The organism is Streptomyces sp. NPDC088785 (assembly GCF_044750685.1).
In the GTDB taxonomy this organism is placed as follows: Bacteria; Actinomycetota; Actinomycetes; order Streptomycetales; family Streptomycetaceae; genus Streptomyces.
Window position 1 is genome coordinate 103683 of record NZ_JBIVKH010000006.1, and the last position, 20960, is coordinate 124642.

The 20960-nt window shown below is 71.3% G+C and carries 18 protein-coding genes and 2 pseudogenes; 18 read left to right on the top strand and 2 right to left on the bottom strand.

Features of this window, described 5'->3' with window-relative positions; all coding sequences use genetic code 11:
• Positions 1–47 precede the first annotated feature (47 nt).
• The 17 genes and pseudogenes from ACIP5K_RS19315 (at position 48) to ACIP5K_RS19395 (ending at position 19700) form a co-directional block, all read left to right on the top strand.
• On the top strand, positions 48–1454 hold the full coding sequence (locus ACIP5K_RS19315; protein ID WP_401410992.1) for a nucleotide sugar dehydrogenase: 1407 nt from the start codon (positions 48–50) through the stop codon (positions 1452–1454).
• Positions 1451–2464, top strand: coding sequence for an NAD-dependent epimerase/dehydratase family protein (locus ACIP5K_RS19320; protein WP_401410994.1), 1014 nt, complete (start codon positions 1451–1453; stop codon positions 2462–2464). Before ACIP5K_RS19315 ends, ACIP5K_RS19320 begins: the two co-directional genes overlap by 4 nt.
• A 52-nt stretch (positions 2465–2516) precedes the next feature.
• A complete protein-coding gene (locus tag ACIP5K_RS19325) occupies positions 2517–3500 on the top strand; it encodes an NAD-dependent epimerase/dehydratase family protein (protein ID WP_401410995.1) in 984 nt (327 codons plus the stop codon).
• A 42-nt stretch (positions 3501–3542) separates the two neighbouring features.
• Positions 3543–4973, top strand: coding sequence for a UDP-glucose dehydrogenase family protein (locus tag ACIP5K_RS19330; RefSeq protein ID WP_401410996.1), 1431 nt, complete (start codon positions 3543–3545; stop codon positions 4971–4973).
• 537 nt (positions 4974–5510) lie between these two features.
• On the top strand, positions 5511–6476 hold the full coding sequence (locus ACIP5K_RS19335; RefSeq protein ID WP_401410997.1) for a UDP-glucuronic acid decarboxylase family protein: 966 nt from the start codon (positions 5511–5513) through the stop codon (positions 6474–6476).
• A gap of 56 nt (positions 6477–6532) precedes the next feature.
• On the top strand, positions 6533–7654 hold the full coding sequence (locus ACIP5K_RS19340; protein WP_401410999.1) for a glycosyltransferase family 2 protein: 1122 nt from the start codon (positions 6533–6535) through the stop codon (positions 7652–7654).
• On the top strand, positions 7651–8436 hold the full coding sequence (locus ACIP5K_RS19345; protein ID WP_401411001.1) for a sugar phosphate isomerase/epimerase family protein: 786 nt from the start codon (positions 7651–7653) through the stop codon (positions 8434–8436). The genes ACIP5K_RS19340 and ACIP5K_RS19345 overlap by 4 nt, the downstream gene beginning before the upstream one ends.
• A complete protein-coding gene (locus ACIP5K_RS19350) occupies positions 8433–9467 on the top strand; it encodes a Gfo/Idh/MocA family protein (RefSeq protein ID WP_401411003.1) in 1035 nt (344 codons plus the stop codon). Before ACIP5K_RS19345 ends, ACIP5K_RS19350 begins: the two co-directional genes overlap by 4 nt.
• A 133-nt stretch (positions 9468–9600) precedes the next feature.
• Positions 9601–10596: a glycosyltransferase family A protein gene (locus tag ACIP5K_RS19355; protein WP_401411004.1), complete on the top strand. Its 996-nt coding sequence runs from the start codon at positions 9601–9603 to the stop codon at positions 10594–10596.
• A 31-nt stretch (positions 10597–10627) separates the two neighbouring features.
• Positions 10628–11596, top strand: a complete 969-nt coding sequence (locus tag ACIP5K_RS19360; RefSeq protein WP_401411006.1) for a Gfo/Idh/MocA family oxidoreductase — start codon at positions 10628–10630, stop codon at positions 11594–11596.
• Between the two features lie 77 nt (positions 11597–11673).
• Positions 11674–12924, top strand: a complete 1251-nt coding sequence (locus ACIP5K_RS19365) for a radical SAM protein (RefSeq protein WP_401411008.1) — start codon at positions 11674–11676, stop codon at positions 12922–12924.
• A gap of 43 nt (positions 12925–12967) precedes the next feature.
• Positions 12968–14656, top strand: a complete 1689-nt coding sequence (locus tag ACIP5K_RS19370; protein ID WP_401411010.1) for an ABC transporter transmembrane domain-containing protein — start codon at positions 12968–12970, stop codon at positions 14654–14656.
• Positions 14653–16458, top strand: a complete 1806-nt coding sequence (locus tag ACIP5K_RS19375; RefSeq protein ID WP_401411011.1) for an ABC transporter ATP-binding protein — start codon at positions 14653–14655, stop codon at positions 16456–16458. The genes ACIP5K_RS19370 and ACIP5K_RS19375 overlap by 4 nt, the downstream gene beginning before the upstream one ends.
• Complete coding sequence (locus ACIP5K_RS19380; RefSeq protein WP_401411013.1) at positions 16455–17858, top strand: UDP-glucose dehydrogenase family protein; 1404 nt, start codon at positions 16455–16457, stop codon at positions 17856–17858. Before ACIP5K_RS19375 ends, ACIP5K_RS19380 begins: the two co-directional genes overlap by 4 nt.
• Positions 17851–18585 carry a phosphotransferase family protein gene (locus ACIP5K_RS19385; protein WP_401411015.1) on the top strand — a complete coding sequence of 245 codons (735 nt, stop codon included), beginning with the start codon at positions 17851–17853 and terminating at the stop codon, positions 18583–18585. Before ACIP5K_RS19380 ends, ACIP5K_RS19385 begins: the two co-directional genes overlap by 8 nt.
• 151 nt (positions 18586–18736) lie before the next feature.
• Positions 18737–18858: pseudogene (locus ACIP5K_RS19390) on the top strand (IS5/IS1182 family transposase); the annotation flags it as partial.
• Positions 18859–19283: 425 nt separating this feature from the next.
• Entirely contained in the window at positions 19284–19700 is a 417-nt protein-coding gene (locus ACIP5K_RS19395) for a hypothetical protein (RefSeq protein ID WP_401411017.1), read from the top strand.
• Positions 19701–19804: 104 nt separating this feature from the next.
• Here the strand turns inward: ACIP5K_RS19395 and ACIP5K_RS19400 are convergent, their stop codons facing one another.
• Positions 19805–20062 (bottom strand): DUF6221 family protein, encoded by a 258-nt coding sequence (locus tag ACIP5K_RS19400; protein WP_401411019.1) that lies wholly within the window; start codon positions 20060–20062, stop codon positions 19805–19807.
• Between the two features lie 20 nt (positions 20063–20082).
• A pseudogene (locus tag ACIP5K_RS19405) lies at positions 20083–20522 on the bottom strand (transposase); the annotation flags it as partial.
• A gap of 61 nt (positions 20523–20583) precedes the next feature.
• Between ACIP5K_RS19405 and ACIP5K_RS19410 the strand changes: the two are divergent.
• Entirely contained in the window at positions 20584–20943 is a 360-nt protein-coding gene (locus ACIP5K_RS19410; RefSeq protein WP_401411021.1) for a hypothetical protein, read from the top strand.
• Positions 20944–20960: the final 17 nt, after the last annotated feature.

Here is a 20960-nt window from a genome sequence, read left to right on the forward strand (position 1 = left end):
CCGCACGCACCCCACCGCGACGATCGGCCCGCCTCCAAGGAGATGTTGTGACCACTCTGTCCTCTGTCATGCCCCTGACGCGCCGGACGAAGGTGTGCGTCCAGGGGGTCGGCTTCGCCGGCGCCGCCATGGCGATCGGTCTCGCCGAAGCACGCGACAGCCGCGGACAACCCGTCTACGACGTGTACGGCATCGAACGCGACAGCCCCCGCACCCAGAAGTTCGTCGACGCCCTCAACTCCGGACGCTTCCCGCACCGCAGCGACGACCCGGACCTGGAGCGCGCGACCCGGCGCGCACACGACGCCGACAACCTCCACGCCGCCACCGACCCCGCGCACTACCGCGACGCCGAGGTCGTGGTGATCAGCGTCAACCTCGACGTCGCCCCCCTGACGATCGACGGCGAACCACAACTCCAGCCCCTGCGCGACGCAGTCACCACGCTCGGCGCCACGATCCCCCCGGACTGTCTCGTCCTCGTGGAGTGCACCGTGCCCCCGGGCACCTGTCGCGACCTCGTGGTGCCCCTGCTCGCCGAGGGCTTCGCGCGACGCGGATTCACCGACGTGCACCCCTGCGTCGCCCACACCTACGAACGCGTCACACCCGGACCGGGCTACCTCGCCTCCGTGACCGACCAGCCACGGGTCTACGCAGCCGACGACACACACGCCGCCGAACGCGCTCGGCGCATCCTGACCCCGCTGGTCGCCGACCCCGCGCGGCTGCGCGCGCTCCCCTCCACCATCGCCTCGGAGACCGCCAAACTGCTAGAGAACACCTTCCGCGCCGTCACCATCGCCCTGATGGACGAATGGTCGGCCCAGGCCGAGACCAACGGGGTCGATCTCTTCCAAGTGGTCGACGCCATTCGCGAACGCCCCACCCACCGCAATCTGCGCGACCCCGGGCTGGGCGTCGGCGGGTACTGCCTCACCAAGGATCCCGTCCTGGCCACCGCCGGCCTTCCCCCCGAGGCCCGCCGCGCCGCGATGCCCATCACGTCCGGCGCCGTCGCCGTCAACCGGGCCATGCCCCTGCGCGCCGTCGAACGGCTCGTCACCCACTACGGCCCCCTCCCGGGAGCACGCGTCCTGCTGCTGGGCGTCACCTACCGCGACGGCGTCGGCGACACCCGGCACTCGCCCTCGGCTGTGGTCCACGACGAACTCCGCGCCCGCGGCGCACACGTCGTCTGCCACGACCCGCTGGCCGACGACTGGCCGGGCGTGGACGCCGAGCTGCGCCGCGACCTGCCCTGCGCCGACTCCTTCGACATCGTCGTCCTGTGCGTGGCCCACACCGCCTACCGGGCCCTGGACCTGCCGCAGTGGCTGAACGGAGCCACCCCGCTCGTCTACGACACCAACCATGTCCTCACCCCGCGGCAGATCGCCTATCTGGCAGGGCTGGACCTCCCGCTGCTCGCCGTAGGAAGGGGCGATCTGTGAACTCCTCGATCCCGTCCGCACTGATCACCGGGGGATGCGGCTTCATCGGGCTGCGACTCGCGGAGCACCTGGTGGAGTCCGGCACCCGCGTCACCCTTCTCGACAACTCCTCCCGCGCCCCGCTCGACGATCACGCGCGATCGCTCCTGCGCCATCCGCTGGTCCACCACCTCGGGACCGACCTGGCCGAGGACCCGCTCGACGACGTGGCCTCGCTCACCCCCACCCACGTCTTCCACCTGGCCGCCATCGTCGGCGTGCGCAATGTCGAACGCCGCCCCCTCGACGTCCTGCGGACCAACGCCGTCACCACCTCCCGTCTCATCGACGTCCTGCGGCACAGCGACACCCTCCAGCGCCTGGTCTTCTTCTCCACCAGCGAAGTCCACCTCGGCACCACCGCGGCCGGCGCCCTCGCCTTCCCCACCCCGGAGGAAGCGCCGCTGATACTGCCCACGCTGCACCACCCCCGATCCAGCTACGCCCTCAGCAAGATCTACGGAGAGGCACTCGTCCACCAGTCCGGCCTGCCCGCCACCGTGTTGCGGCCCCACAACGTCTACGGACCCCGGATGGGAGCGGCGCACGTGATCCCCGAACTGATACGGCGCATCGCCGCGGCCCAAGACCGGCAGCCCCTGACGATCACCTCACCGCAGTACACGCGGAGCTTCTGCCACGTCGACGACGCGGTGCGGCAGATCGTCGCGGCCGCGCACAGCCCCCTCGCCGTCGGCCGGACGTTCAACGTCGGCAACGACAGCGAGGAGATCACGATGCTGTCCCTCGCCCGGCGCATCGCCGACGTCATGGGGCACCACCCGGAGCTGCTTCCGGGCGAACCCCAGCCGCACTCCCCGTCGCGGCGGTGCCCCGACATGACCCGGCTCCGGGACCTGACCGGCGTCGGCGCCACCATCCCGCTCACCGACGGCCTCCGCGCGACCGCAGCGTTCTACACCCGTCCCGGCGCACTCGCAGCCGACCATCCCGACCTCATCGCTCCCTGAGGTCCCGATGCCGCCCCCCGCCCATCTGCCCGAACACTGTCAGGAGAACTCCGTGCAGCCCACCCCAGCCCAGCCCCGGAGGACGGTCGTCACGGGATCCGCCGGCTTCATCGGTTCCCACCTGTGCCGAGTCCTCCTCGACCAGGGCGAGACCGTCATCGGAGTCGACCGGCGCGACCCCGACACCGACCCCGCGGCAGCAGCCGCCCTCGCCCCCCTGATCGGCCACCCCCGGTTCGTACCGGTGACCGCGGATCTGTCGACCTGCCCACTGGACGCGCTCCTCCTCGACACCGACACCGTGTTCCACCTCGCGGCCATCCCCGGGGTCAGGCCGTCCTGGGGACCACGATTTCCGCAGTACGTCGACGCCAACCTCCACGTCCCCCAGCGGCTCATGGACACAGCGATCAGGCTCCAGGTCCCCAACGTGGTGGTCGCCTCGTCGTCGAGCGTCTACGGACGCACCAACGGTGCGCCCAGCAACGAGACCGACTCTCCCCGGCCCGCGTCGCCCTACGCCGTCACCAAACTCGCCACCGAACAACTGTGCCTGGCCCACGCGGCCCGCGAGGACTCCCGCACCCGGGTCACGGCGCTGCGCTACTTCACGGTGTACGGGCCCGGCCAGCGCCCGGACATGTTCATCCACCGCGTCCTGCGGGCCGCGCTCCAGGGCCAACCCGTGCAGATATACGGCGACGGCCGTCAACGCCGCGACTTCACCCACGTCGACGACGCGGTACGCGCCACCATCGCGGCCGCACGCGTCGACCACGGACAGCCCGTCTTCAACGTCGGCGGCGGCAGCAGCGCCGACCTGGCCGCCGTCCTCGACCACGTGGAGCGCCTCACAGGAGCCCCTGTCCCCGTGACCAGGTCGAAGAGCCGGGCAGGAGATGTCCCCGCCACACTCGCCGACCCGACCCGCATCCGCTCCTGCCTCGGCTGGAATCCCGAGCACACCCTCGAAAGCGGCATCACCAGTCAATGGCGGGAGCAGCGCGCGGCCTACGAATCCCCCCTCGCCGTCTGACACAGCACGCTGACTCCCCACACCGGAACCGGAGACCACGCCATGAGTCGGAAGCGCACGACAACGGATGAAGGACCACCGGCCGTCACGTTCATCGGATGTGGCTACCTGGGCGCCACCTATGCCGCCTGCTACGCGGAACTGGGCCACCCCGTCCTCGGGGTCGACACCGACCCCTCCAAGATCGCCAAGCTCAGCGCCGGGGAACTTCCCTTCCACGAGCCCGGACTGCGCGACGTGCTGCGGCGGAATCTGCGCGCGGGTCGCCTCCAGTTCACCACCGACTACCGGACGGCCGCGCACTTCGCCGACACTCACTTCATCTGCGTCGGCACTCCTCAGAGCCCCGACAGCGACGCGGCGGACCTCTCCAACGTCGAATCAGCTGTGCAGGCGCTCGCCGGCCATCTGCGAAAGCGATCCCTCATCATCGGCAAGTCCACCGTCGCGGTGGGCACCGCCGCCCGCCTGGCCGGCATCGTGCAGGACGCCAGCCCGCCCGACGTCGACGTGGAGGTCGCCTGGAGCCCCGAGTTCCTGCAAGAGGGCCGGGCCGTCGAGGATGTCCTGCGCCCCCATCGGATCGTCTTCGGCGCGGACAGCGACTGGGCCAGGAGCATGCTCCACCAGGCGCATGCGCCCCTCATGGACCTGGCGTGTCGCGAGGGCCGAGACCTCCCCGTCGTCACGACCGACCTGAGCACGGCTGAACTGACCAAAGTGGCCGCCAACGCCTTCCTCGCCACGAAGGTCTCCTTCATCAACGCGGTCGCCGAGGTGTGCGAAGCCGCGGACGCCGACATCACCCAGCTCGCCCAGGGCATCAGCCTCGATCCGCGGATCGGCGAGCACTTCCTGAAAGCCGGCCTCGGCTTCGGAGGCGGCTGCCTCCCCAAGGACATCCGGGCCTTCCGCTCCCGAGCCGAACAGCTGGGAGTGGGCCCCGCGTTGCGCTTCCTCCAGGAGGTGGACGCCATCAACATCCGCCAGAGGACACGCGTCGTCGAACTGGCGAGAGAGCTGCTGAACCGGGACGGCGCACCAGCGGGGACACCCGATCTGGCGGGGACGCGCATAGGCGTCTGGGGATCCACCTTCAAACCCGACTCGGACGACGTGCGCGACTCCCCGGCACTCGACGTGTCGTCACGACTCCTCGACGCCGGGGCCGAGGTGGTGATCTTCGACCCCCGCGGCACGGACAACGCCCGGCGGCACGAGCCGCGGGCCACCTACGCCACCACTGCCGAGGAGGCCGTCGAGGCGACCAACCTTCTCTGCGTGCTGACCGACTGGCCACAGTTCCAGGCCATCGACCCCCACACCCTCGCGGCCTCGCCGTCGAACCGCCGGATCATCGACGGCCGCAACTGCCTGGATCCCCAGCGATGGGCGGACGCCGGCTGGCTCTACCGGGGCATGGGACGGGGCAGCCTCGCCCGCACGCTCCGACAGGTCTCCACGCCCGCGTGAACGGTCGAGTCCTCCGCGACCAGGGTCCTCGACCGCTGGGAGGGGAAGAGAAGGCGCCCGGCCATCAGAAGTTCAGGTCAGGCGCCTTTTCTCGACGGTGCTCGACGCCAGGTGCAGGCCCAGCGCAAGCACTGGACAACATCATGAAAGTCTGATCGTAATTTGCGCGTCACTGCTGTGGTTTTGCTGGCAAGAGCGTCGGCCGTCGAGGCGGTCAGTCTGCGGCTTGGCTTGATTGGCACCGGGTCGAGGGTGATCCACTCTGTCATGCTCGGTGACCATACTGCTGCGTTCCACCGCCTCATGGCGCGGGGTGCACTGAGTGGTCCTATCCGTACCCTTGTGCAAGAGGTTGAAACTTTGCTGCACGTGCGCGAGTTCTTGCATAACTTCTGAACTATGTTGCGCTGTTGTCAGCTGAGGATGATGCTCCTGTGTCATGTGCATACGGGACATGCAATTACGCAGGGGCAGTTCGGCACGGCCGGCGCTCGTACCCACGGACCCGGACCGTGCCGCAGCGACAGGACCCGCCGCATGAGCGGCGAGCGACGCGCTGTGGTGACGGGGGGAGCCGGCTTCCTCGGCTCCCACATGTGCGACCGGCTCCTTGCCGAGGGCTACGCGGTCGTCTGCGTGGATGACCTGAGCACGGGCAGGTTCTCCAACATCGGCCACCTCGAAGGCCATGCCGACTTCACCTTCCACCAGGCCGACGTCTCCCGAGAACTGGTCGTCGACGGGCCGGTCACCGACGTGCTGCACATGGCGTGCCCGGCCTCGCCCGTCGACTACCTGAGGCTGCCGGTGGAAACGATGCTGGTCTGCTCGGCCGGCACCCACAACGCCCTGCGACTGGCGACCCGTCACGGCGCCCGCTTCCTGCTGACGTCGACCAGCGAGGTCTACGGCGACCCGAAGGTCCACCCGCAGCCGGAGACTTATTGGGGCAACGTCAACCCGATCGGCCCGCGGGCCGTCTACGACGAGGCGAAGCGGTTCAGCGAAGCGCTCACCGTCACGTTCCGCCAGCGCTACGGGGCGGACACACGCATCGCCCGGATCTTCAACACGTACGGGCCCCGCATGAGGGTCGACGACGGCCGGATGATCCCCACCTTCATCTCCCAGGCACTGGCCGGCCTGTCCTTGACCGTGGCCGGCGACGGCTCCCACACCCGCTCGTTGTGCTACGTCGACGACATGATCGACGGACTGTGGGCGCTCCTGACTGCGGCGGGCGAGCCGGGGCCCGTCAATCTCGGCGGGTCCGAGGAACTCAGCGTGGCCGACACCGCCCGGTTGATCATCCGTGCGACCGGCTCCGACTCCGTCCTCACCCATGTCCCGCTGCCGCAGGACGACCCGGCCCTGCGCCGTCCCGACACCACCCGCGCCGCCGCGCAGCTGGGCTGGCAGCCCCGGATCGGGCTCGAGGAGGGACTGCGCCGGACCCTCGACTGGTTCGTCGCGGCGCCACTCGCCGAGGCGGTGAGCGGCTGATGGCCGTCCACGGTCCCGGAGCGGCAGCGGCCGGTGCGGCCGAGCCGCGGAGCCGGTTGTCCTCCGTCTCCGTCGTGGTCCCGACCCTGGGGCATCCCGACGCGGTACGCCGGCTCCTCGACTCGCTGCGCGCCGCCGTCGCCGCACTGCCTCGCGGCAGGGAGGCCGAGCTGCTGATCGTGGACGACTCCCAGGGCGCCGATCGCGCGGACATCCAGAAGGCGTGCCGGGCCACGGGAGCCGTCTACCTCAGGGGACCGCGCAACGTCGGCGCGAAACGCAACACCGGCGTGGCCCGCTCCCGGTTCCCCCTGGTGCTGTTCGTCGACTCCGACTGCGTGGCCACACCTTCCCTCCTCAACGACCACATCGACGCGCACAACGAGCACCGGGCGACGGACGGCGAGAGCATCGGGGCGGTCGCGGGACCGACGGTGGTCGAGGGCGCCGCGCAGGCGCCCGCCTGGCGCACGGTCCAGCACTCTGTCGTGGTCAACGCCCCCTGGAACTGGCCCCTCCACTACGACCGCCTGTGGTGGGGAGCGACCTCCAACCTGTCGGTCCGCAAGGACGTGTTCGAGCGCGTCGGGGGATTCGACGAACACCCGTACACGGTCGTGGGCGGCGAGGACGTGGACTTCGGGGTGCGGCTGCACGCCGCGGGGCACCGAACCCTCGGCGACCCGCGCGCCGTAGTGATGCACGCGACGGACGGCATCACGAAGCTGTCCCAGTTCCACCGCAAGCTCTTCCTCTACGGCCGTGCCTGCGTCTACAACTGCGTGCGCCAACCGGAGCACGCCGCGTGGTCGTTCAACCCGGCGAGCGCCGCCGGAGCGCTGGCGGTCACCGCCGTGCTGCTGCCCCGGGCACGCCGCACAACTGCAGGCGCCGCGGCGGCCGTCCTGGCGGGATGCTTCGTACGGGACACCGTGAAGCTGCTCCGGCGTTCCCGGCCCGCCAACGGCAGGGACGGAGGCCGGGCGCTGGGGTCCGCCGTGGCGGCCACCAGCGTCGACTGGAGCTACCACCTCGGCATCGCCCGGGAGGCCCTGGTCCGCGGGCGGCCACTGCTGTCGATGAAGCGCTTCGACTACTTCCCGCCGCACCTGTTCCGGCCGGCCCACGCGGCAGGCGGGCCCAGTGACCCCAGCCGCCAGGAGAGGAACGCTTCATGACGTCGCACGCCCGACTCGTCCTGCAAACCGGCACCCAGGGCTACGGCATCCTGGGGCGCCATGCGGAGAACGACCTGGAAGGCACCCTCGACACCGTCCTGGAGGCCGGTTACGGCGGCCTGGAGATCATGTCGTCCCTGCTGGAGGACCGGCCCCGCCTGCGGGCCGCCTGCGCGGAGCGCGGCCTGGAGCTGACCGCTCTCCACCTGTTCTGGCAGGAACTGGACGACTTCGACTGGAGCGCGCTGGCCGAACTCGGCGTGGGCCGGCTGATCCTCTCCGGACTGCCGGTGGCGAGCGAGGAGCAGACGCTCGGCTGCCTGACGGACCTGCGCCGACACAGCGCCCGCGCCCGCCGCGAGGGAGCCCGGGTCCTGCTCCACAACCATGCCGAGGAAGGCATCCCCCTGCCCGGAGGGAGCACCCCCTTCGAGATCCTGGCCGACGAGACGGACGAGAAGGAAGTGGGTTTCGTCGTCGACCTGCACTGGGCCGCCGTCGCCGGGGACACCGCGCGCATGCTGAAGGCCACGGCAGGACGGTGCGACTACCTCCACATCAAGGACGGCCTGACCGCCGATCCGCAGGACCCGCGCTCCTTCGACCTGGGAACCGGTGAGGTCGACCTGCTGGGGGGCTGGCGGCAGGCCCTCGGCGCGGGCCCCGTGGACATCGCCGTCGTCGAACGGGCCATGCCCGCACCGGACGTGCGGGCCGCCCTGCACCACGACGCCGACTTCGTCCGCTCCCTCTTCGCCGCGCAGGACGGGGCCGCCGAATGAGGCCCGAGCCGGTCAATGTCGCCCTCGTCGGCTGCGGAGCCATCGCGGAACTCGGCCACGCCCCCGCGCTGTCGGCACTCACGGGCGAAGCCCGGGTCACGAGCGTCGTCGACACGGCAGCGCACCGCCGGAACCTCCTGGGAGATCGCTTCGGCGTACCGGCCGCCCGGCGCCACCGCGACGTCGACGCCCTGGTGGCCGCGGACGACCCCGTCGACCTGGCGGTCCTCGTCCTGCCCCCCCGTGCCACCCCGTACGCCCTGTCCGCGCTGCTCGACTCGGGCACCCGGGTGCTGGCGGAGAAACCGATGACGACCGACGCCGTCGAGGCCGCCCTGATCGCCGGCCGCACACCTCGCGACCAGCTCGGTGTGGTCCACAACTACCTCCACCGCAGCGATGTCCGCGACGCCCTGGCCCGGCTGCGGGAGGGACACGCCGGACAGGTTCGCTTTCTGCGCCTGGAACAGCCCGACAGCGGCCACTTCCCCGGCGCCGGGGACAGCCCCGACTGGCGACGCAGCGACGTGGCGGCGGGCTGCCTCATCGACAACGCCTACCACTGGGTGTACGTCGCGACCGAGCTGGCGGCCGCTCCTGTCGCCCGGGTGACGGCCCGCACCGCACGCCTCGAACCGGGCGCGGCCGTGGACCTGGCACTGCTCCTGCTGGAACACACCAATGGCGTGGTCAGCAGCGTGCAGACGTCGTGGTGCGCGCCCTCGGCGGCGCCCGTGCTGGAGGTGCACACCACGCGTGGAACGCTGCGGCTGGACGGCGACTGCGGGCCCTGCACGGCGCTTCCGCCCACGGCGTTCGTCTCCACCACGGCCGGCGGGACGGCCGCGGAGCCGTCGTACACGGCTTTCTACCGAGAGGTGCTCGCCGCGCTGCGGGCGGGCCGCCCCTTCGCGGCGTCCGCCGACGACTGCGCGACCGTACTGCGGGTGCTGGCCGCCGCCGACACGGCCGCCGCCACCGGTACCGGCGTGCCGGTGGACGAACCGGTCGCCTCTCGACAGGCCCCCTGAGCCGCGCGTCCGCCAACTCGCCCGCAGGCGGCCGATTCCCGCCCGGCCGCCCGAGGGCTCCGCCGCCCTCTGCCCCGTACGACGTGCGGCCTACCCGCCCCACCCGCCGACCGACAAGGAGACCTCCGCCGCCATGCCAGACACTCCGCCCCCTCCGCAGTCGCCACCCGCGGACGACGCACTGACCGTGGCCGTCTGCACGGTCGGACGCCCGGCGCTCACCCGCGCCCTGTCCATGATCGCCGCCGGGGACACCAGCACCATCCACGAGATCATCGTCGTCGACAACACGGCGGGGACGCTGGACCGGGCCCACGTCCACGACGCCTGCGCCCCCGTGCACGCCCGGATCCTGAACGGCAGCGGACCCGCCTCCGTGGGCCGCAACCTCGCGTTGTCACACGCACGGACCGACGTCGTGCTGTTCCTCGACGACGACTGTCTGCCCGACCCCGCGTGGGCCAAGGAGATGGCCCACTACATGGCGAGCAACCCCGGCCTCGCCGCCGCCTTCGGAAAGGTCGTCCCGGTGCCCGTCCCCGGATGGGAGCTGCGCACCGCCTTCCTTCCCGGTCTGGGGGAGAACGCCTGGGGCGTCGTTCGCGGCGAGGACGGTGAGCGGTGGTGCCCGGCCGTCTCGGCCCCGAGCTGGACCCCGGGCCCCGTGCACGGCGAGCCGACCGTCCCCTGGTGCGTCGTCGGCTCGTCCAACAACCTGGCACTGCGCCGCAGCCGGCTGCCCGAGGGCCGCCCCGCCTTCCTTCCGCACCTCGGCCCGGGCACCGGCGCCGGATCCGGCGAGGACACCGAACTGGGCTACCTGCTGATGCGCGAGGGCCGCGGCGTCGCCTACGCCCCGTGGGCCCAGGTGCAGCACGACTCGTGGATGAGCCCGGCCTCGACCGAACCGGCGCACCGCGGCTACATCCGGGGCAACGTCGAGGCCCTCGGCCATCACGCCGTCCGCGGCGACCAGCACGCCGCGGGGCTGCTGGCCGCCTACCTCGGCCACTTCCGCGCCGACAACGGCTTCGGGCTGACCGAGTTCGGTGAGGTCCTGGAGTGGGCGTACGGATCCTTCACCGGTGGTTCCCCCCGCGCACCCCTGCGCAAGTCCGACCTGAACTGACAGCCGTCCCGAGGAATGGAGGACATACGCGATGACCGACCACCTCCCGGCACTGCGCTGGGGCGTCCTCGGCGGGGCCCGCATCGCCGAACACTTCACGCTGCCCGCCATGACCGCCTCCCCGCGAGCCACCGTCAGGGCCGTCGCCTCCCGCCGCCCGCAGGCCGCGCAGCGCCTCGCCGGCCCGGCCCGCGCCTACACCTCGTACCAGGCGCTGCTCGACGACCCCGCGGTCGACGCGGTCTACATCGCGCTGCCCAACGCCCTGCACGCGCCCTGGACCCTCGCCGCGCTGGACGCGGGCAAGCACGTGCTGTGCGAGAAACCCATGGCCACGACCGTCGAGGAGGTCCAACGGATCGCGGCCGCGGCGCGCAAGGCGGACCGGACCGTCGCGGAAGCCTTCATGTACCGCACGCACCCCCAGTTCGCGGCCTTGCTCCAGGGACTGCGGGACGGCGCCGTCGGCGAGGTCCACAGCGTCGAGGCCGCGCTGTCCTTCACCCTGGACGATCCGGACGACATCCGCAGGACCGCCGGCCTGGGCGGCGGTTCCCTCCTGGACCTCGGCTGCTACCTGGTCGACGCCGCCAACCAGGTCTACGGACACGGACCGCACGACGGCGGGGGAACGGTCCACCGGGACGACAACGGCGTCATCATGCACACCGCGGGGGCCCTGGACTACGGCCACGGCGCGACGGCGTCCTTCAGCACCAGCTTCCTGCTGCCCTGGTACGAGTCCCGGCTGACCGTGCGCGGCGACAAGGGAAGTCTCGTCCTGGACCACTGCTTCAACCCCGGCACCGGCGACGGCCGACTCGTGCGCACGAGCGCGACGGGGGAGCGGTACGAATCCGTCCACCCGGGCCTCGACATGTACGCGGCGATGCTCGACCACTTCGCCCGCGCCGTCGCCGGCCGCCCGCACGCCCTGCCCTCGCTGGAGAACTCGGCCCAGGTGCAGGAAGCCCTGACGCTGCTCGGCGGACCCGCCTGAACCCGCGGACCGCCACGGCGCCCCACACCCCTCCCCACCCGTCCCCACCCACGCCCCACGACGCCAGGAGAAGGACCATGCGAGCCGACGACCGGCTGCTCGACATTCCCGTGCACCCCTTCGACATGACCCAGCGCCGCCGCGACAACCAGGAACTGAACATCCGTGAGTACCGCGAGGGTGCCACGGTCCTGCGCAGCAGGCCCCTCGCGCTGTTCGTCGAACTGACCCAGAACTGCAATTTGCGCTGCCCCATGTGCCGCTTCGGTGAGAAGTACGACCCCGCCCTCAACATGGACGAGGAGGTCTTCGACCGGCTCGCCGAGGAACTCTTCCCCGACGCCCACCTCGTGGACGTGCGCGGCTGGGGCGAGAGCACCATGCTGGCGGGATTCGGCGACCTGGTGCTGCGCGCACTCGAACACCGCGTACGGGTACGGGTCGTGACCAACGGTCAGATCAACCGACCCGCCGTGTGGGACACCCTCATGCGCGGGCACGGCATCGTCACCGTCTCCTGCGACGCCGCGTCCCCCGAGCTCTTCGACAAGCTCCGGGCCGGCGGCACCCTGGACCGCCTCGAACGCACCTGTGCGTCGCTGGTGGCGGCCCGTGACCGGTACGGCGTCCCTCGCGACCACGTCAACTTCAACGTCGTGTCCAGCATGGACAACCTCGACGAACTCCCCGACATCGTGCGCCTGGCGGCCCGCCTCGACATCTCCCCGGTCGTCATTCACCCCCTCGTCGCCCACCTCGACGACCCCTCCCACCTGCGCCAGGACCTGGGCCGCACCCAGGAGGCATACGTGCGGGCCGCCGAGGCCGGACGCGCCCACGGAGTCGTCGTGCAGCTCGGCGCGGCTCCCGACCCGTCCCTCGCGCTCCCGGAGATGGTCCGGACACCGGCGTGCATGCACCCCTGGAGCTACGCCTACGTCCGCTACGACGGAGCCGTCGGATTCTGCGACCACCTCATCGGCAGCGACGAGTACACCCTCGGCTCCCTGAAGGACAACACGTTCGAGGAGATCTGGAACGGGGAGAAGTGGCAGGCACTGCGTCGCGCGCACCTCAGCGGACACATCCCCGACGCCTTCGCCCCGTGCCGCTACACCTACGCCCAGCGCTACACCGACTTCGAGTACCTCGTCCACCCGGACCGGGCCGCGGGGATCGTCTCCAGCGCCACCCACGATGACATCGTCCGCAGCCGCGACCCCCAGCTGGTCCCGGCCGTCCCGTTCGCCGACACCGACCCCGCAGGCCAGGTACTGGTCCCCACCAGGATGCTCTCGGACAGCCTGCGCGCCCTCGACCAGTCATGACGGTCAGCCCCACCACCAGGCCCGCCGACGGGACGGACCCCGCATGCGCCGACCCCGCCTGAGCACGGCCGGCGGGCCTGATCTGCGCTCCCCGGCCCGGCTCCTGCTGTGGCTGGCAGGGCAGCAGGCCCGCACCATCACCGCGGCCTGCCTGTTCGGCATCGTATGGATGCTCGCGCAGGCCGGCCTCCCCGTCCTGGTCGGCCGGCAGGTCGACGATCTCTTCGCCGCATCCGGCGCCACCACGCGCACCGCCCTCATCGGCTGCGCGCCCCTGGCCGGGCTCGCCCTGGCCCTCCACGCCTGCGGCGCGCTGCGCAACCGCTTCTCGGAGAGCAGCGCCCGCACGGCGAACAGCCGGGTCATGCTCCTGGTGGCGAGGCACAGCGCCCAAGGCCGCAGGCACGCGGCACAGGACAACGGCGCCGGCATGGCCGGGGTCGCCGTGGGAGACATCGCGCCCATCGGTGATTTCCTGCGCATCGCGGCGCGCGCCGCCGGAGCCCTCGTCTCCTTCGCCGCGGTCTCCTTCCTGCTCCTGGCCACGACACCGCTGCTCGGCGCCCTGATCCTCCTCGTGACGCCCGCGCTCGTCCTGGGCATCCGCCCCGTCATGCGCCCGCTGTCGCGGGGGCAGCAGGCACTGCGCACGACCGTCGACGACCTGAGCGTCTCCGCCGTCGACGCCATCCACGGGCTCCGCGTGCTCCGCGGCACCGGCGGCGAGGACCACTTCCTGAGCCGCTACCGGCGCCATTCGCAGCGAGCCCGCACCATCGCCGTACGGCTGAGCCGCACAGAGACCATCGTCGACTCCGCCAATGTGCTGCTCCCCGGCCTGTTCGGCCTGCTCACCCTGGGAATCGCCGCACGCCTCGCCCTGGACGGCGCGATGAGCCCCGGCACCCTGCTGACGCTCGCGGGCCTGACGGCGTTCCTCGTCGTCCCCCTACAGACCGCGGCGGAGTTCTACGACAAGGCGGCCAAGGCTCTCGTCGCCGCCGACCGACTGATCGCGGTCCTGACCCCGGCCACGGACGGAGGGGGCACCCGGGACCTCCCCCCGGCGACGGTGCCGGAACCCGAACTCCACCACCCCGCCCAAGGGATCACGGTCCCCCGCGGCTCGCTCGTGGTCCTCTCCGTCCACGACGCGGCCCTCGCCCCCCGGCTGGCCGACGAACTGGCCGGATACCACCCCAGCGGTACGCGACTGCGCGGCATCCCCCTGGACCGGCTCGACCCCGCGTCCCTGCACCGCACCGTCGTGCTCACCACCCCGCTCTCCGGCCTCTTCGCCGGCACGCTGCGCGACGTGCTGGACCCGCACGCGCACCACGACGACCAGGACATCACCGAGGCCCTCGCCGCCGTCAGCGCCACCGACCTGCTGCGCACCCTCCCCGAGGGTCTCGCCTCGTGGGTCGGCGGGCGCGGGCACACCCTGTCCGGCGGCCAGCGCCAGCGGCTCCTGGTCGCGAGATCCCTCGTCGCCGATCCCGAGGTGCTGATCCTCCTGCACCCCACCCAGGCCGTCGACGCGCACACGGAGCTGCGGATGGCCCAGGGGCTGGCCACCCACCGGCGCGGACGCACCACCGTCGTCGTCACCGACAGCCCGGCCTTCGCCACGTTCGCCGACACCACCCGAACGGTCACCGGCGTCCCCGCCACCACGGGCGCGAGCGGCGCGGCGGGCGGGAGCGGAAGGGCGGGCGAGACACCGGCGTGAACGTCACTCTTCCCGTCGCCGACCAGCGCGGCGTCGCCCAATACCTGCGCGCGGTGGGCCGCGACCGACGGCGCCCGCTGAGCGTCGTCCTCCTGATCCACGCACTGTCGGTCGTCGCCGGGCTCGGGGTCGGACCCATCATGGGACACCTGGTGGCCGCGGCCGTCGCGCACGACACCGACACCGCCGTCGCGCCCGTCGTCGCCCTCGGCGCGCTCCTCCTTCTCCTCCAGACCCTGCTCACCCGGCAGGCACGGCTACGAGCCCGCGCACTGGGCGAGGACCTCCTGGCCGAACTGCGCGAGGAGGCCATGTCCCGGGCCGTCGCCCTGCCCACCGCGGCCGTCGAGGGCGCGGGCGTCGGAGATCTGCTGACGCGCACCACCCGAGACATCACCACCCTGTCCAAGAACCTTCGGTTCACCTTTTTCGAGCTCGTCAGTTCCCTGCTCACCGTGGTGATCACCGTCGTCGCCCTGGCCGTGCTCCAGCCCTTGTACCTGCTGCCGTGCCTGCTCTCCTTGGCGCTCGCGGGGACACTCTGCCGCTGGTACCTGCGCCGCGCCCCGCAGTGGTACCTGGCCGAGGCGCGTGCCTACGCCCGGCTCAGCGAGGGCCTGATCGAAACGAGTTCGCACCCCCGCACCGTGGAGTCCCTCGATCTGGCCGCGGTGCGCGAGCGACGCACGGCCGAGGACATCGACCGCTGGTTCCGGGCCGGTGTGCGCACCCTCAACCTGCGCACCGTATGGCTGCCCACGCTGGGGATGGTGTGCCTGCTCCCCCTGCCCGCCGTGCTCGTCACCGGCTTCGTCCTGCACCAGCACGGGGCGGCCACGGTCGGCGCCGTCACCGCGGCGGCCGTCTACGCCCAGCAGTTCGCGGAACCCGTCAACCGGGTGTCCTACTACGTCGACGACCTGCACCTCGCCCACACGGCACTCGTCCGGCTGCTCGGCATCCCGGTCCCCCCGGAGCAGCCCCCGCAGCCCCCGCACGTTCCCCGGCGCCCCGCGCTCACCGCCCGCGGGCTGACCTTCTCCCACGACGGCCGGCACACCGTCGTGCACGACGTACACCTGCACGTGCCGCCCGCGGAGAACCTGGCCCTCGTCGGGCCGAGCGGCGCGGGCAAGACGACCCTCGCCACACTGCTCGCCGGATTGCGCGAACCGCAGAGCGGCTCCGTCCGGCTCGACGACGTACGCCTGGACTCCCTGCCGAGCGCGACGGTGCGCAACCTCGTCACCGTCGTCGAACAGCACCAGCACGTCTTCGCCGGAACGCTGCGCGACAACGTGGCACTGGCCCGGCCGGAGACCCGGGACGACGACCTCCGAGACGCCCTGCACGCGGTCGGCGCCGGCTCCTGGCTCGCCGCTCTGCCCGACGGTCTCGCCACGCGGGTCGGCGCGGGCGGAGCCCCTCTCGACGCCCGGCAGGCCCAGCAGATCGCTCTGGCCCGCGTCCTCATCGCCGCGCCGCCCATCGTCGTCCTCGACGAGGCAACCTCCGACCTGGACCGGACCATGGCCGCCACACTGGAGCGCCTCCTCGCGGACAGGCTGGGCGACTCCACGCTCATCACCGTCGCGCACCGCCTGCACACCGCTCGGGCCGCCGATCGGATCGCCGTTCTCCAGGAAGGCCGCATCACGGAGTTGGGCGACCACCACACCCTCCTCGCGCAGGGTGGCGAGTACGCCCGCCTCTGGCACGCCCACCACGGGTCCGCCGCGCACCGCCCGACCCCGCGCACCACCGCGCCGAGCATCGACAAGAAGGGTGACCGAAAGCCATGAGGATCGCCGTATTCGGGGCTGGTTACATCGGCCTGGTGACCGCAGCCTGCTTCGCGGAACTGGGACACAGCGTTGCCGTGTGCGACATCCGGGCCGAGGCCGTCGCGGCCCTGCGCGCCGGTCGCACGCCGCTGTACGAACCCGGTCTGGACACGCTCCTCACCCACAACGCCGACCGGCTGACCTTCACCGTCGACGCGGGAGAGGCGGTCCGAGGGGCCGAGGTGGCCTACATCTGCGTGGACACCCCGCCCACGGCGGCCGGGGACGCGGACCTCAGCCGGGTCTTCGCCGTGGTCCACTCCCTGCGGGACGCCACCCACCTGACCGCGGTCGTCGTCAAGAGCACCGTTCCGGTCGGCACCGGGGCCCGGGTGCGCGCCGCCCTCGATCGAGCCGGGCTACGACACGTCGGATACGCCTCCAATCCCGAGTTCACCGCGGAGGGCACCGCCGTCTCCGACTTCCTCCGGCCGGACCGCATCGTCATCGGCGCCTGGGACGAGCAGTCCGCCTCCTGCGTCACCGACCTGCACAAGGACATCCCCAGCACGGTGATCACCCTCGACGTGGAGTCCGCCGAGATGGTCAAGCTCACCGCGAACGCCTTCCTCGCCACGAAGATCTCCTTCGCGAACGAGATGGCCGCCATCTGCGACCTGGTCGGTGCGGACGTCGTCGACGTCACCCGCGCCGTCGGCCTCGACCCACGCATCGGTCCCCACTTCTTGCGAGCCGGCATCGGCTGGGGCGGCTCGTGCTTCCCCAAGGACACCCAGGCACTGAAGCAGATGGCACGGAACGCCGGACACTCCCCGCACCTCCTGGACGCCGTGATCGAGGTCAACGAGCTCCAGCACCGCCGGCCGATCATCCGCCTCCGTGCCGCCCTGGGCGGACTCGACGGGGCCCGCATCGCCTTGCTGGGCACGACCTTCAAACCCGGTACCGACGACATGCGCCAGGCTCCCAGCACGGTGCTGGCCGCCCGCCTGCTCGCGGAGGGGGCCGAGGTGCGCTGCTGGGACCCGCTGGCGAAGCTGCCCGACAGCACCCCCTGGCGCCACGTGAGCCGGTTCCCCAGCCCCGCCCAGGCGTTGGCGCAGGCCGACGCCGCCCTCGTCGTCACCGAATGGCCCGAATTGCTGGAGGTCGACTGGCCCGCCGTGCGCCCGACCATGCGCACTCCCGTCATCCTGGACGGACGGAACCTGCTCGACCCGTCCGGCATGAAGGACGCCGGCTACCGGTATATGGGAGTGGGACGCGGCCTGCTCACGGGGCGACCGCCGGTCCCGGAACAACCCGCCACGCGCTACGACGCCTCAGAACACGACGCCTCAGAACACGACGCCTCAGAACACGACGCCTCAGAAGGAGAACCGTTCGCCCATGCTTGAGGAACCCCTCCCCGGCGGCTACGTCAACGGCGCAGTGCTCGTCGAGGGGACCGTCCGGAAAAGCCCCACCGCCCGGTCTCCGTACGTGCGTCGGCTCCTGGGCCTCTTCGAGGAGCACACCTGGCCGGGCGCGCCCCGGCACCTGGGCAGCGACACGCAGGGGCGCGAGATGCTGGAATACGTGGCCGGGTACGTCCCCTTGGAAGGAGGCGATCCGGCGCTCCGTACCGACGACGCCCTGCGCGAGGTGTGCGCGCTGGTGCGCCGCGCACACGACGTCACAGAGGGGCATCCGCTGGCCGAGGGCGGCGAGGTGGTCTGCCACAACGACCTCTCGCCCCGCAACACCGTGTACCGGCGGGACGGGACGCTGCTGAAGCCGGTCGCCCTCATCGACTGGGACCTGGCCTCTCCCGGCCTGCGTATCCACGACGTGGCCCACCTGTGCTGGCAGTTCCTCGGTCTCGGCCCCGGAACGGACACCGCGTGGGCCGCCGGCCGACTGCGCCTGGTGTCCGACGCCTACGGGCTCACTGTCGACGACCGGGGACGCCTTGTCCCTACGGTCCTGTGGTGGCAGGAACGCACCGCCCACGGCATTAGGGCGGGCGCCCGTGACGGCGACCCCGCCCTGGAGGACCTCGTCCGCGCGGGCGTCCCGGACCAGATCCACGCCGCCCGGACGTGGGTGACCGAGCGACGCCAGGCACTGGAAGCCGACCTGTGAGGACCGGCAGAGCTTGCCGGGGGCCGGGTGGGTGCGCCTCATGCAGGTCTTCCAGGTGTGCTCCGGGGGTGGGCTTGGAGGAGTACTTGCAGTGCACGAGCGTCACATCAAGGTAGCGGCCGTCGACCATGGACCGTGTCGGTCGACTCCGCCGTCGGACCGAATCGGCCACCGTGTGAGGCGGGGCCGCCGAGGTGGCCGTCCACCCGGCGGTGCATCAACCGTCAGGCCGCGCTCCACCTCGCCACCATCCTCGTCTGGGCACGGCGCTGACCAATGAGACACAACCCAGCCGCCGAAAGCCTTCGGGGAGACCGCCTCCATGTCTCAAGACTGAGCCCCTGGCCCCGTAAGATCCAACCCATCCATCAGGGGAGGGAAATATGGGAAACGACACGAGATACAGAAGCAGGGCCATCACGCTCGCCGCGGCGGTATGCGTGTTGGCCGGGGTGAGCGGGTGTGGGGGAGATGCACCGGCCGCGTCCGAGCACACCACTGCGGCTGCACCGTCGAAGCCCGCCGAGCCGTCGAAGAAGGTTGTACCCGCGCGCGTCCTGACACAACGGGAGCTGAAGGCGGCCGCGCTGCCCGAGAGTTCCACCATCGTCGGGCAGCCGAACGCCCTGCGTGCCGGGGCTGCCAGTCCAGCGGACTGCACTCCGGTCCTCGCGGCTGGGCAGGGCCAGAGTCAGAGGATGCCCAAGGCTGTGGTGCAGGGGACGGTCTCGCCGGGGAACCATGTGGCGGGGCAGGTCTTCCTCACCGCGTACTCCGCCGAGGACGCCGGGCTGGTCCTGGACGACCTGCGTGCCGCACTGCGCACCTGCCACGCCTTTCCGACCCTGTTGGAGGGCGGGAAGTGGAGCAACGTGCGTGCGGCGGAGGGACTCGGCGAGGGCGACCAGGAGGTGGCGTTCCGGGCGAAGATGATTCCGGTCCCGGACACGCCGGCTCTGGCGACCGAGGTGCGGGTCGTCCGGGTGGGTGCCACGCTCGTCACGTTCGCCACCAATGACATGAGCGGCACCCGCGACGAGGTGAGCATCCCTCGTGACCTCGTACACCGTCAGGTGGCCGCGTTGCAGAAGGTGTCAGCCGCCCCTGCCGCTTAGGGCCAGTCCCCCGGATCCCTCCCACACCGCGACGCCTGGCACGAACTCTCACCCTCGAATCGGGCCTGCTTCGCACGGCTCGGGCGGGATGTACCCCGTCGCCGCTATGGGCGCCATTCCAGCTGATAGGCGGGGTGCTCGGCGTATGTCTGGGCAAGGACTCGCAGCGCGTAAGCCAGGCCGGCCGTGCGGGAGTCCGAGGGCTCCATGGCTCTGTAGTTGTTCGCCAGTTGCTCGATCAGATCGAGCATGGGGAGGTGGCTGTCGAGGAGGGCCTCGGCACCCAGGGTGCCGGCCACGTAGGCGTAGGCGTGGTTGTCGTCATTGATACGTGCGACGAGAAACTTCACAAGATCGTCCATGTGGCCATCCTCGCGGGTCAGGTGCTCGAGGCGGCGAGCGGAGTGCCGTGACGGTCAACGATCACATCGTGCTTGCTACCGGGGCGACTGCGGTCGACCGGCGAAGGCCCGGTGCGATTCCCCCTTTGAGGGCCCTGAGTGCGAGCCATCGATTGCGCAGTCGTCCTTGTCCAGCAGCCCTTCACGCCGCAGCTCGATGAGTAGGGCGCTATGGAGGCGGGCCCCCGGCCTCGGTCCAGCCCCGCAGTCGCCGCCAGCAGGCGACCCCGGAGCAGCCGCCCCTTTCGGGCGGGACGTCCGCCCAGGACACACCCTTGCGCGGGACATACACGATCCCGGCCAGTGCAGTACGGTCGTCGACCGGCTTCCGGCCGGGAAACCGGTGACGTCGCGGCGGCCGGGTCGGGAGCAGCGGGGTTATCCGCTCCCACACATCATCGGGCACAAGATCGCTGGTCACGCCGGAAGGGCGCCAGATCAAAGCAGTTGAGGAGGGTGAATCGGCCCGGCACACTCGTCCGATGAGCCACGGCACACCATCGGGCATCTGGGATGAACCCTGGTACCGCGTCCATACCGAGCACTTCGAAGCCGCGTTCCTGCCGGACGCCGACGAGGACCTCGACGCGGTGGACGACGTTGACGTCGAGGTGCGTCTGCGGGACGGATCTCGGTGGAGCGCAACCATGTGCACGGTTGGTCGCGTTGAGACGCTGATGAAGCGGTGGGCGGCGAGCGGGGAAGCTCTGGGAGGACGCTACTTCTGGTGCTCGGACGGGCTCATCGTCCGCGACGCCGGCATCAGCAACATGACCCAGGTCCTCACCGGCCTGATCGAGAACGGCGAGTTCGCGCAGATCCTTCACCGCCTCAAGGACTGACGTCCAGCCAGACTGAC

What these genes read in the sequence shown, in the direction of transcription:
- ACIP5K_RS19370 (WP_401411010.1), top strand. Translation starts at nt 12,968, where the DNA reads ATGCGCCGACCCCGCCTGAGCACGGCCGGCGGGCCTGATCTGCGCTCC.
- ACIP5K_RS19360 (WP_401411006.1), top strand. Translation starts at nt 10,628, where the DNA reads ATGACCGACCACCTCCCGGCACTGCGCTGGGGCGTCCTCGGCGGGGCC.
- ACIP5K_RS19335 (WP_401410997.1), top strand. Translation starts at nt 5,511, where the DNA reads ATGAGCGGCGAGCGACGCGCTGTGGTGACGGGGGGAGCCGGCTTCCTC.
- ACIP5K_RS19380 (WP_401411013.1), top strand. Translation starts at nt 16,455, where the DNA reads ATGAGGATCGCCGTATTCGGGGCTGGTTACATCGGCCTGGTGACCGCA.
- ACIP5K_RS19400 (WP_401411019.1), bottom strand. Translation starts at nt 20,062, where the DNA reads ATGGACGATCTTGTGAAGTTTCTCGTCGCACGTATCAATGACGACAAC.
- ACIP5K_RS19355 (WP_401411004.1), top strand. Translation starts at nt 9,601, where the DNA reads ATGCCAGACACTCCGCCCCCTCCGCAGTCGCCACCCGCGGACGACGCA.
- ACIP5K_RS19345 (WP_401411001.1), top strand. Translation starts at nt 7,651, where the DNA reads ATGACGTCGCACGCCCGACTCGTCCTGCAAACCGGCACCCAGGGCTAC.
- ACIP5K_RS19395 (WP_401411017.1), top strand. Translation starts at nt 19,284, where the DNA reads ATGCCCAAGGCTGTGGTGCAGGGGACGGTCTCGCCGGGGAACCATGTG.
- ACIP5K_RS19350 (WP_401411003.1), top strand. Translation starts at nt 8,433, where the DNA reads ATGAGGCCCGAGCCGGTCAATGTCGCCCTCGTCGGCTGCGGAGCCATC.
- ACIP5K_RS19365 (WP_401411008.1), top strand. Translation starts at nt 11,674, where the DNA reads ATGCGAGCCGACGACCGGCTGCTCGACATTCCCGTGCACCCCTTCGAC.
- ACIP5K_RS19410 (WP_401411021.1), top strand. Translation starts at nt 20,584, where the DNA reads ATGAGCCACGGCACACCATCGGGCATCTGGGATGAACCCTGGTACCGC.
- ACIP5K_RS19330 (WP_401410996.1), top strand. Translation starts at nt 3,543, where the DNA reads ATGAGTCGGAAGCGCACGACAACGGATGAAGGACCACCGGCCGTCACG.
- ACIP5K_RS19385 (WP_401411015.1), top strand. Translation starts at nt 17,851, where the DNA reads ATGCTTGAGGAACCCCTCCCCGGCGGCTACGTCAACGGCGCAGTGCTC.